Source organism: Ravibacter arvi, assembly GCF_039540405.1.
In the GTDB taxonomy this organism is placed as follows: domain Bacteria; phylum Bacteroidota; class Bacteroidia; order Cytophagales; family Spirosomataceae; genus Ravibacter; species Ravibacter arvi.
Genome location: NZ_BAABEY010000025.1, coordinates 63,566 through 75,331, shown reverse-complemented (window position 1 = coordinate 75,331; position 11,766 = coordinate 63,566). Strand labels below are relative to the sequence as shown.

Annotated in this window: 8 protein-coding genes; 1 reads left to right on the top strand and 7 read right to left on the bottom strand. The window is 50.7% G+C overall.

Translation table 11 applies throughout. The features are described 5' to 3' along the window. Positions 1-10: 10 nt before the first annotated feature. From ABD852_RS13585 to ABD852_RS13575, 3 genes are all read right to left on the bottom strand, one after another. Positions 11-1,756: a glycosyltransferase family 39 protein gene (locus ABD852_RS13585; protein ID WP_345029772.1), complete on the bottom strand. Its 1,746-nt coding sequence runs from the start codon at positions 1,754-1,756 to the stop codon at positions 11-13. Between the two features lie 51 nt (positions 1,757-1,807). Next, a complete protein-coding gene (locus ABD852_RS13580) occupies positions 1,808-3,835 on the bottom strand; it encodes an OmpA family protein (protein WP_345029769.1) in 2,028 nt (675 codons plus the stop codon). A 77-nt stretch (positions 3,836-3,912) separates the two neighbouring features. Further along, on the bottom strand, positions 3,913-4,854 hold the full coding sequence (locus ABD852_RS13575) for a 3-keto-disaccharide hydrolase (protein WP_345029767.1): 942 nt from the start codon (positions 4,852-4,854) through the stop codon (positions 3,913-3,915). Positions 4,855-5,161: 307 nt separating this feature from the next. Between ABD852_RS13575 and ABD852_RS13570 the strand changes: the two genes are divergently transcribed. After that, positions 5,162-7,393, top strand: a complete 2,232-nt coding sequence (locus ABD852_RS13570) for a tetratricopeptide repeat protein (RefSeq protein ID WP_345029765.1) — start codon at positions 5,162-5,164, stop codon at positions 7,391-7,393. Positions 7,394-7,514: 121 nt separating this feature from the next. On the opposite strand, the gene ABD852_RS13565 is transcribed toward ABD852_RS13570, so the two are convergent. From ABD852_RS13565 to ABD852_RS13550, 4 genes are all read right to left on the bottom strand, one after another. Further along, positions 7,515-8,138 carry a cytochrome c oxidase subunit 3 gene (locus ABD852_RS13565; protein WP_345029764.1) on the bottom strand — a complete coding sequence of 208 codons (624 nt, stop codon included), beginning with the start codon at positions 8,136-8,138 and terminating at the stop codon, positions 7,515-7,517. Positions 8,139-8,171: 33 nt separating this feature from the next. Then, entirely contained in the window at positions 8,172-8,978 is an 807-nt protein-coding gene (gene ispE / locus ABD852_RS13560; protein ID WP_345029762.1) for a 4-(cytidine 5'-diphospho)-2-C-methyl-D-erythritol kinase, read from the bottom strand. 39 nt (positions 8,979-9,017) lie between these two features. Next, complete coding sequence (locus ABD852_RS13555; RefSeq protein ID WP_345029761.1) at positions 9,018-10,466, bottom strand: M28 family peptidase; 1,449 nt, start codon at positions 10,464-10,466, stop codon at positions 9,018-9,020. An 83-nt stretch (positions 10,467-10,549) separates the two neighbouring features. Next, complete coding sequence (locus ABD852_RS13550; protein ID WP_345029759.1) at positions 10,550-11,713, bottom strand: AIR synthase related protein; 1,164 nt, start codon at positions 11,711-11,713, stop codon at positions 10,550-10,552. Positions 11,714-11,766: the final 53 nt, after the last annotated feature.

The window sequence follows — 11,766 nt, the reverse complement described above, 5'->3', positions numbered from 1 at the left end:
CGTATCCGCTTTAAAATCTCAGATTCGTCAGGTCGGCAAGTTCAATATCCTTCCCTTTTTGCCGCAAAATAATTTTATTGGTCCTGATTGTGTCCAGAACTTGTATAAAGGCGGCATCTTTCGGCAGGTAAAGATTGGTAAGCTGTGCATCCTGCACGGAATGAGAGAAAAAAGTTCTACCCATTTCATTGAAAGGCTGGATACGCGGGGCCCCGTAAAATACGGTGTCTCCCGGTTGATAATGATTTTTAATTTTCTGGGCGGCCAGGTAGTAGGGGTTTCGTGGGCGCGGTTCACTGAAATACCCGTATTTGAGCGAACGGTCCTGGAAAAATTCCCGGAGTCTTAAGGTAACAAAACCCAGCTGCACAAGCATTACTACTGCAATCAACGATTTGAAGTCGGCTTTCAGGGTGTAAATATATTGGGCGAGCAAAGCCAGGAAAATAATCACATAGGGAAACGAAAAGCCGGAGTAGCGTTGGGTAAGGCCAAAAGTATGGCCGCTTTTGAATGCAAATGCAATGAGGAAAAAGGTAGGTACCAACGCCATGATATACAGCAGCCAGAGACGTTTTTTCTCTTGTTGCCCGGCCCGTTTGTGAACTGCCGGGAACAGGGTGATGATCAGCATCGCCACGGAAAAGACGACAAACTGAAGTTTATTCCGGGAGTAAAATAGGATGGGGGCAAACGCGACGGCCGCCAGGATAAGGCTCCGCAGCCGGAGCGATAGCGTGTGCATTACCCGGCTATGGTAGAGGAAAATGAGTACCAGACCGGCGAGAAAAGCCACAATGAGGTTCTTTTTTCCAACCAGGGCCTCACTGAGGCCATTGGTGAAAATCAGCAGATCGCTGAAAATCGGGATTGATTTCGCAGCGACGTTGGCAGGAGTGGCCGGCAAGACGGTGCCGTATGGATTGTTGTACGGCATGGTTTCTGCTACTCTTTTGTATTCTTTCGCCTGGTAGTCCAGCGTATGCAGGGTCCACTGCCCTCCGCCCAGCGTGAGCCACCAGGCAAGGCCTGAAATGGCGATAAGCCCTGCCAGCGCCAGGCGCAGCCAGGATTTTGCTTTCAGGAAGAAAAGCGCGTACAAGCCATGTCCGAGAAATACAGATACGGTCAGGAAATGGGTAAGCGGACAAAGAAAAGACGCGGCAATATAGCCGGCATAGTCGCCATAACTTCTTTTTCCCTGGTTTTCATTTTCCACGATCCGCAGCAAATAGTAAGTGCTTAGCAGCGTGAGATAAAATGTGAGGGAGTAATTCCGTGCCTGGTGACTGTAAGCGATAAAAAACGGTTCAATTGCTACAATAAACGCAGCAATTAACGCGGTCTTTTCGGAAAAGTATTTCCTGGCAAAATGATAGGTCAAAAGAATAATCAACACGCTGAATACCGCTGAAAGCGACCGTGCCGAAAAGTCCGAAAGGCCGAAGACATCCATCCACAGGTGAAGTGCCAGGTAGTAAAACGGGCTGTTGCCGATGTCACTCCGGGTCATAGCCTCGTAATAGTCCGCCAGCGATTTGGGTTTCCAGAAATCTGCCGGAGTAAACGAAGGTTTGCTGAAAACATCTTTTTGGTTGGCCCCTTCCAGGACAATTCCCTGGCTGACGACCATGCTGCTTTTTTCATCGAAAAAAATACTGAACGTATCGAGGCGATAAAACCTCAGGAAGGTTCCGAGCAACATAATACCGATCAGGAGAAAAAGCGACCGGGAAGATGAAAAAGATGTGCGCATTTGTTTTTTGAATCGCATGAACAAAGTACCAAATCTAGTAATTTATCCCTACTAAAGCTTAAGAATGGTAAGTTCAACCCGACGGTTTTGTCGTCTGCCTTCTTCGGTCAGATTGTGGGTTACGGGCCTTGTGGCGCCCCAGGCTTTCAGGTTGATCCGGCTTGCTGCTACTCCGCCCGATAGCAAAAATTGTTTGACGGCCTTCACCCGTTCTTCGGAAAGCAACAGGTTTTTTTCTGCGTCGCCCTGGTTGTCGGTATGACCTTCCAACAGGATTTCCATAGTCGGGTATTCCTGCATTACCAGCAGTAATTTGCCGAGCTGCTCCACCGAACCCGAGTCAAGTTCAGCGCTGCTCTGCTTAAAACGGACCTGGTCCAGCGGGAGGCGCTGTCCGCTCCGGATCGGGGTCAATTCGATATTTTTTGACAGGTGTGTTGTGGACTTCCCGGTGAGCAAGGGCTCCTCAAAAGCAAAATATCCGGGGCTTTTTGCGTATAGCGTTAAAACACTGTCAAAAGGAACGAGGAGCCCGTATTCGCCATTTTCAAATCCAGCTCCCGTACGGTCCGGTTCTTTTCCGTTGGTCCATACTGTCCCGGAGATCGGTTTTCCGGTTTCCCTGTCGGTGATTTTGCCTGAAAGCGCCAGGAGCTGGAGGGGTTGAACCGAAGGGTAAAGCTCAATACGGTAAAGGTCATCTGACTGACTGGCCGCATTATACGAGCTCATATAGGCATACCGGCCTGAAGCAGGAATTGTAAAAAAGCTGTCCCAGCCGGATGAATTGATCGCGGGGCCCAGATTTTGAGGTTTCGACCAATTGGTCCAGGTATGGTCCAGCCGACGGGTTACGAAGATATCACCTCCGCCAAAGCCGCGATGACCGGAAGAAGTAAAGTAAAGGGTCTTGTTGTCTGCGGCGAGAAACGGAGCGCCTTCATAGTCGGCCGTATTGATGGTCTTGCCGAGATTGACAGGAGCGCTCCAACTGTCAGCACTTTTCTTGAAACTCACGTACAGGTCTTTATGACCTTCGGTGTCACGCCGTTGTACCGATAAGATCAGCACATTTTCATCCGGGGAGACTGCCATCTCGGTATTTTTAGGCCGGATGTCGTTGTAATGGTCCTCGACTTGAAACGAGGCGGGGAAAGACCAACCGTTTTTGGTCCATTGAGATTTCGAAAAGCCTTCTATCATGCTTCCGTCGGGACGGTAGGCGTTCAGCAGGTAGAGCGTCTTCCCGTTTGCCGAAACACCCAGTACGGCGTTATCGCCACCGTTGTTGATAGGCGGTCCTATGTTTTTTGCATTTTCCCATTGTCCGTTGGAGCGAAGGACCGAAAACCAGACATCCTGTTTGGTCGGGCTGCCGATATTGTCGGGGTGCTCCCGTGTAAAGTACAGAGTCTGGCCGTCGGCGGCAATTACCGGGGCAATTTCCCTGCTTTCGGAATTAATGGCTTTCGAAAGCGGTGATTTGCTGAGACTGGCCGGATAGTCGGGCGCAAGGTCGACTTCAATTTTTACAGGGTCCTCGGAATCAGACAAGCCGACAGCGTCTATCTGGTTAAATCCGAGGATGCGCGATGGATTGAGTACAATTTTGAGGGCATTGATGCGAACGTTATCCGGGATTTTCGGAAAAAGCCTGAGCAATCTCGCCGCCTGGTGCCCCCGCTCAAACCGGGCGGCTTCCCCGACCGGGTATTCTTTCCCGGTTACATCATATAACAGCACGCGCACCAGTGCGCCGGGGTTATAATTTTCGGCAATAACTACCTGTTTGGGATGGATTGCTTTGGAAAACGCAACTTTTACCCATTCTTCGGCATTGCCGTCGGCAGTGGCAGGGCTCCAGGCGCAGGGGCTGTTCCCGGAAGAGGGGAGCTTATCAGGCGGCCCGAGAAGCTGAACGGCACGGTATTGCTGACCGTACTGGCCCGGCCGGTATTCCGAAGAAAACCCGAGCAGCCGGTGCCCCCATAACACTTCCTGTCCGACGGAGAGCGTGATACTTCCGACGGACAGGAAAATGATGAGGGTAACGATCTGAAAACGCAAAGCCTTGATCAAATAAGGCCAAACGGGTAAATCCTTCTGTAACTTTTTTACAAAATCGTTTCAGGAAGGCGGCGCACCTGGCAACTGAATTACCTCGCTGGCGTAATGGTAATGTTTCGGTAGTCTACCGCGCCGTGGTCGCCCTGGATCATAAGCGGACCCGGCGCGCCTTCATTGCTGTCGAGTGCTCCCCCGGTAACACCCGGAATTTCCTGAGGATGAATAATGGTCACGCCGTTTAAAGCGACCGTTACCAGTCTGCCCACGAGGGTGATATCAAGGGACTGCCATTCGCCGGCAGGTTTGGCCGGAAGGGTAATCGGTGTAAGGAAACCGTAAATAGCGCCCAGCTGATCGTATTCTGGCTCCATTCCGTGACTATCGGTCACCTGGATCTCATAACGCCCGCGAAGGTACACGCCGCTGTTGCTGCCTTTAGGGATCCTGAATTCCACGTGCAGCTTGAAATCTTCGAATGTGGCCTCTGTCGCTATATTGGCGCCGGATTTAGGGTTGCTCAGCACACCGTCTTTTACAACCCAGTTGTTATTCTTGCCCAATGCTTTCCAGCCGGCAAACGAGTTAGCCTTTATCAACGGTATAGGTTGCCCCCAATTCGGCTCGCCCGACTTCCTGAGTTTCGGCGCCCGCTGACCGGTCCATTGAAAGGTCTCACCCTCAGCCGAAACCAGGGTCCCGGAGATTTTGTCACCATTCACTTTCCCTGAAACTTTGATTTCGGAGTTGCCCTTTTCCCATTGGGTCGGTATAGAAAAATTGAAGCTCCCGTCTTTAAAATGTATCTGTGAAACCGGACGAGCGCTTCCGGACGTACCTACGAACTGCCCTACCAATGTATTATATCCCGAATGACGTACTTCCAGCCACGAGGGTAGCGGAGTGCCTTTCACATCCACGGTAATGTCCCATCTGCCTTCTATGGGAGGCTTGGGTGCCGCCGCGAAACTGAAAGAAAGCAAACCCGCGATAAACAGGGTCAACAGGCTGAGTCTGGTTGTAATATTCTTCATCTGCATAAAATAGATTTGAGCCGCTGTGGGCCAGGTTGATTGGTTTTCGGGATTTCACCGCTTGCCGGGCCGTAAATTCCCTGAATATGCAAATATAAGAATTACGGGCTAAATGAGCCCTTGTGAAAGATTGCTGAAACGATGCAGAAAGAATTTTAAGGCTGTACTTTCCGATCCTTGCCGAAATATAACTTTTGCCCGGCAAAACCGGATAATCGTTCGAAGTTCACTAACTTTGGTTATCCGCCCCGGTATGCTGTATGCGATTCCGGCGCTTGTCAATCTCTGTTGTAGTTGCCCGAAGCCAATGCGACACCCCGGTTTTTTTTCGGCCTGTTTTGTCTTCCTTTTTTCGGGAATTGTCTCTGCGCAGTCTTTCCGGAAATGTGAGGAGCTACTGGCCGAAGCGCAGCAGGGTTTGAATCAGGCTTTTGAACAAAACGACCTCTCAAAACTTAAGTCAAGGGCTTACCTCCGAAAGCTTCACAAGCTGAGAAAGGCATATTCGGCCTACCACAGGGCTTATTTTGACGAAGGCGACTCCGTAGCAAAGGCCAACAACGAGGCTGTGCTACTGTTCCTGGGCAGGCAATATGGTAAGGCTTTCCATCAGCTTTCAATGGTTAGAGACCCCGTACCTCTACTCGAATATCACAAAGGATTGAGCCTTCTGGGGCAGGGAGACTACCGCCGGGCGGCAGGCCTGCTTCAAAAAAGCGCTCAGGAAAACGCATCTTTAAATGCACTGGTTGCCTTGGGGAAACTGCCTGAACCGGCGGATGGGCTGGCGTTGGCACGCCGGTACGGCGGCAGTCAGGCGAAGGGTGCTTATAACGCTGCGATCCTGCTGGAGCGGGCAGGCGAGAAAGAAAAAGCCAGGACGTACCTTGACCGCGCTGCCGGGCAAAGTGAGAGCGCCTGGTACAGGATCAGGCGTGCCGATTTGCTGATGGAACTCGGACTTACAGCGCAGGCCGCTGCAGATTTTGAAGCTTTCGGAAGAAAAATGCCCGGCGGAACTGTCAGGATGGCAAATGCGTATATGGTTCTCGGGCAATATGAACAGGCAAAAGCCTTGTTTGATGCTTACCTGAAATCAGGAGACCAGCATTACCGGGCCGAAGCCAGCCTGGGTATTGCGAACTCGATGTATAGCCTTGGTGAATATGAAACGGCCAGAAACTATTATGAAAGGGCGGCTACGCATACTTCCACCAGGATCGGGGGGATATGCGGTTTGGGAAACATCGCGTTAGTCGAAAACAGGTATGCCCAGGCAAGGAAACTTTGGGAGCTGGTTTTGTCCAGGGATTCGACCAACCGGTCTGCGTTACGTGGCAGAGCGATATCGTTATACGGGGTAGGCGATTATGATGGGGCGCTTCGGGGTTTTGAAGCCTTGGTTGGCGAAGCGGATATGCCGGCAGCCATCCGGGCCGATTTGCTGGTGTGTCGCGGTTATTCTTACTACAACACCGGCCAGCCTGAAAAAGCGGCCCGGGATTTTCAACAGGCCATCAAGATTGATCCGTCCTGGTTTGAAGCGCATGCCGGATTGGGGATGATCGCCATTGACCGGCGAAAGTACCCGGAAGCCGGTAAACATTTGCTTGCGGCACTGGCTTATGAAAAGAAAAATGACCGGCTTTGGACCAACTATGGAAATTTGCTGATGCATTTTGATATGTATGACAAGGCCTTTTCGGTATTTAAAACTGCCTCCGAGCTTAATCCTAACAGTCTGAACGCCCAAAACGGGAGAGGGATCACTTTGCTGGAAAGGGACCTGCTGCCGGAATCGAAAGCGCTTTTCGATAGTTTGGTGAAGACCAACCCCGGAAAATCGTTTTTGCTTAACAACCGCGGTATTGTAAGTGCCTATCTTGGTAACCGTGCGAGTCAACGGGAAGAGGCCGCAGTGGCAAACAAGAGTTACACCAGGGCGCAAAACGATTTCGAGGCTGCTATGGCATCTGCGCCGGAAAAGAAGTTCTACAACGTGAATAAAGGTAATGTGCTGCGGTACTGGCAACAATACGAGGATGCCCGCGACAGTTATCAATCGTATCAGGACAAAAGTGCGCTCAACAACACAGCGGTGCTCCTGGCGGGTTTGGAGCGGCTGAAAGACGCCAAATATTATATGGGCGTTGCGCTTCAGATTGACTCTACGCATAGAGCATTTCAATACAACATGAACCTCCTGGCGAACGGCCGATCGAAAGAAACGGCGAAATTTGTAGCCTCGGCCCGTGATGACGGCCCCTATTCGGAAATAAGCCTGAAGTACAGCCTGGATGGCTACGTAACCATCTACCTGTACGATTACCTGTATGAGCGGATCCTGTTCAAAGGGCGTCATCAGGCAGAATTGCCCCGTGTTGCATTCACGGACGACTACCTTATCCCGGAATTTGATTTTTCATTCCTCCCGTATAGCCCGAAAGAAAAGCAGACCAACGTAAAGAAAAGGTCAGTACGAATGCCGCGGACAAAAGGAAAACGCTCCCGAAGCGGAACGCAATGTCCGGTTTTTTAAGCAGGTATGAGCCGTGAGGTTTGGGGTTTGAGCCTGCACTCAGGTTGATGTGAGTTTGAGCCGATATTGCGCCCCTCATACTTACAATTCACCCTCATACCTCATATCTCACCCCTCACCCCTAATGTGACGGCAAAAGCAAAAAAAGCATTACGAAAAAAAGCACCAGCCAGAGGGCGCCGATAAAGTGCCAGTAGATACTGAGAAGCCTGATGCGGATCAGGTTAGGCCCGTTTACACTGTAGACGAAGGCATCTATATAAGAATTGTTCCTGATAGCTTCTGTGAGCAAGATGCCCAGGAAAGCAAGCCCGCCGAGAATATGAAGAAAATGAAGCCCGGTTATAAGGTAAATAAACGACAGCGACGAACGGTCTGAAACAGCGTCTGCAAGCTCGAAAAGCTCAAGCCAGCCAATGGCCTGGGTGGTAATGAAAATAACTCCCAATACAAAAGTGAGCGCCAGGCAAACCCGGTAGTGCTTGAAACGTTCTGTTTTGAAGGCCAGTACCGCTTCAAAAAGCGTGACGCTACTGGAAAAAATCAGAAGAGAGCTGAGCCAGAATGCCCCCGGCATAGAGAGCTCTTCCCAGCCGATAGATTCCTTTCTGAAAAAAGATATAATGACCAGCGAAAGGAAAAGAAGCGAGCTCCCGGCAAGCCCGAGCCACATCATAAACTGATAGGGCTCCCGCTTACGGGCATGTAATCCATCCTTTAATTGGGTTGAAGAATTGGCTGGCACTTTACGCTGCTAAGAAACAATTGCTGATCAAAATTAATTTAATTCTCCTTGCCAAACGAAACAGTTTTTGAATTTATTGCGCATCGTTTCAAGATTCTGGAAAATCCCGTAAACCGACGATCCCGATCCGCTCATGCTCGCATAAAGAGCGCCGGCGTCATATAGTCGGTTTTTTATTATCGCAAGTTCGGGGTGGGCCTGGAATACCGATTTTTCGAAGTCATTGACTACGTTGTCCTTCCAGCCGGATATTGGCCCGGCCAACGCTTCACGAAGGTCGAGGGGAGGGATGGCCGGCGTTACGCCGGCGTAAGCTGCCGGTGTAGAAACGTGAATGCCCGGGTTGACCAGGAAGAGCTGCAGGCCTTTTAACGAAAGGCCGATCTCTTCAAAGCGGTCCCCTTTTTCGTAGCAATACATGGGTACGTTCCGCACAAAAAAGGCGCAGTCACTTCCCAGCTGGCGTGCATAGTCTTCTTGCTGATCAGCAGACAGGCGAAGATTCAGCATGTCATTCAGCATCCCGATCATGAATGCGGCGTCTGCAGACCCGCCGCCCAGCCCGGCGCCAATCGGGATTCCCTTCAATAAAAAAACCGACAAGGGTGGCACGCGGTGATCTTTCGCCAGAAGGTTAATGGCTTTTGATACCAGGTTTACTTCGCTTTCACGAATGCCCTGTCCAACGGTTTTAAAAGCGGCTTTCTGAGCAGGAATTGCCTCGAGCGCGTCTGATAACCCGATAGGATAAAAGCAGGACGCCAGATCATGGTAGCCGTCGGGCCGCTTCCGGAGGATATTCAATCCTATGTTGATCTTGGCGTTCGGAAATGTAAGCACCTTGAAATAAGCTTCTGGTTAAATCTGACCGGAAAGAAGTTACTGGTCCCACTGCCAGTCGTTTCCGAGTATCAGTGGTTCCTTGAGATGCTGTTGGATCATAAGGTCGCGGACTTCGGTTGACGATAGCCGCTGTGCGGGAAGCTGTCTGCTCGACGCCAGGGCGTAGAGATACATCGATACGATCCGAACTGTTTTTTCCACCTCCGTGCGGTTTACCAGGTCAAAGTTGTCGCAGTCTGCGTGGTAACAGTAACTCACTTTGGGCGGCAAAGATCCCGCGAAAGCCAAAACCGGGATGCCATTCAGCATAAAGGGCTGATGATCGGAATGGAGCCCGGCACTGTTGTTGATCGTGTTTTTATAGGTGGTGTCAAACCTGGCTGCCTGCTCGCCGATATTCTTAAAAAACGACTCCGTTTCCGGGCGTCCGTAAGAGATGGTTCCGTTGGCGTTGTTGGTCATATCCAGGTTGATCATGTAACCGATTTCCTGTAGCTGGTTGCGGCGTATGGCTTCTCTGACATAGTGTCTTGAGCCGAGAAGCCCTTGTTCTTCGCCCATGAACAGGACGAACTCGATGGTCTTTTCCGGCTTGATTTTTAATTTCTGGAAAGTTCGGGCGATGTCGAGAACGGAAAACGACCCGATTCCATTATCGATGGCCCCGGTGGCCAGGTCCCAAGAATCAAGGTGGCCACCAATAACGATTTTCTCTTTGGATTTCCCTTTCAGTGTGGCAATTACATTGCGCGCCTGTGTTTTTCGGGAAGTGTTCTGCATGTCAATCTCTGCAACCAGCGGCTTTTCTGTTTCCGCCCAGGCCCGCAGTTCCTTCCCGCTATGGCTGGAAATGCAGACTGCCGGAATTGAGATCAGCGCTCCTGATATAGAGGCGGTCCCGGTAAGCAGCGTTTCTCCGGGAGCGCTGTTGATGAAAATAATTGCCATTGCACCGTACCGGATGGCCAGTGCAGTTTTTTCCGAACGGTGAATGTTGGTCTTGCCCGGCGCTCCGGCCAAATGAAGGTTAACCAGGGCTACTTTACCGGAAATCTTGTCTTTTAATGCTTCAAAATCTTCCGCCAGCCCATTCCCTGCGTCCACAATTTCACCTTTCACCTGGGCAGATACGGGCGAAAAGGCCAGCGCTGTCACAGGGACTTCCCGGTAGTTATCGCTTGCCCGGGGCGCGATGCTCAGACTTACCGTATCTCTCGACCACGCTTCGACTTCAAAAGCCTGGTACCTGACATCTTTGAACCCGAAGGACTTAAAAAGGTTGAATGCATACTCTTCGGCATGGCTGCCGTTGGCGCTGCCGGTCAGCCGGTGCCCGACGGTCTTAACCGCGTTCTGAAGCGATTCGTATACTTTGGAATTTTTGGAAACCTCCTCGTCAATCTTTCGGAAAGCCGATTCGTTTTGACTTTTGCAGGGGAAAATTCCCCCGAAGGACGCGGCAAGTAGTAGTAATAGTCTTTTCATGAAAGCTTTCCTTAATCGAGTTGTGAAATCCGACTATTCAGCGTGTGCAGATATCAGGAGGGTATTTATTAATTGATCTTCAGCTAGTAAACGAAATCTCCGTATTCACTGTGAATAGAAACCTGTTTGGTAGGGAAGGGCTCCACCCGGCCTATCACTTGCGCTTCAATTCCAAAAGACTTCGATAGTTGTATGGCTTCCCCGGCAATCTTTTCCGGAAGATACAACTCCAATCGGTGACCCATGTTGAATACTTTGTACATTTCTTTCCAGTCGGTTTTGCTCTCACTTTGAATAAGACGGAAAAGAGGAGGAACGGGTAACAGATTATTTTTGATAATGTGCAAATTTTCGACGAAATGAAGAATTTTGGTTTGCGCGCCGCCGCTGCAATGTACCATCCCGTGGATGTCGCTCCGGTGTGCTTCCAGCAATGCTTTCACAAACGGAGCATAGGTCCGGGTGGGGGATAAGATAAGCTTTCCGACATCGAGGTCACAGCCTTCCACCGGGTCGGTCAGTTTTTTAGAGCCGGCGTAAACCAATGTTTCGTCAATTTCTCCGTCAAAGCTTTCAGGATATTTTCCGGCAAGATATTTCGCGAGAACATCATGGCGGGCGGAAGTAAGCCCGTTGCTGCCCATACCGCCATTGTACTCTTTTTCATAGGTCGCCTGACCGTAAGAGGAAAGGCCTACGATAACGTCGCCCGCCTGAATGCGCGCGTTGTCAACTACTTCGCTTCTGCGCATCCGCGCTACCACTGTGCTGTTTACGGTTACGGTTCGAACCAGGTCGCCGACATCAGCCGTTTCGCCGCCGGTACTCCGGATGTCCACGCCGTGGTTTCTGAGCATTTCCAGCACTTCTTCGGTACCGTTGATGATTTCGGCAATGACTTCTCCCGGTATCCGGTTTTTATTCCGGTCTATGGTAGAAGAAAGAAGCATTGGCCCGACAGCCCCGACACAGAGCAGGTCATCGGTATTCATGACGATGGCATCCTGGGCGATTCCGCGCCAAACCGAGAGATCGCCGGTTTCTTTCCAGTACAGGTAGGCCAGGGAAGTTTTCGTCCCTGCCCCGTCTGCATGCATGATGGTGCAATAGTCGGGATCCCCCGTCAGCGTATCGGCCACGATTTTGCAAAAAGCCTTTGGGAATAACCCTTTGTCAAGCTTCTCGATTGCTTTGTGCACATCTTCTTTTGAGGCCGAAACGCCTCTCTGCATATAACGCTCAGTCATTTTGCCGGGTACATTTTTCAATATTTGCCCTGCAAAGGTACGAACCAAATTTC

Excerpts from the sequence above, each read along its gene's own strand:
- ABD852_RS13550 (WP_345029759.1), bottom strand. The coding sequence starts at position 11,713 with ATGACTGAGCGTTATATGCAGAGAGGCGTTTCGGCCTCAAAAGAAGAT.
- ABD852_RS13570 (WP_345029765.1), top strand. The coding sequence starts at position 5,162 with ATGCGACACCCCGGTTTTTTTTCGGCCTGTTTTGTCTTCCTTTTTTCG.
- ABD852_RS13555 (WP_345029761.1), bottom strand. The coding sequence starts at position 10,466 with ATGAAAAGACTATTACTACTACTTGCCGCGTCCTTCGGGGGAATTTTC.
- ABD852_RS13575 (WP_345029767.1), bottom strand. The coding sequence starts at position 4,854 with ATGAAGAATATTACAACCAGACTCAGCCTGTTGACCCTGTTTATCGCG.
- ABD852_RS13585 (WP_345029772.1), bottom strand. The coding sequence starts at position 1,756 with ATGCGCACATCTTTTTCATCTTCCCGGTCGCTTTTTCTCCTGATCGGT.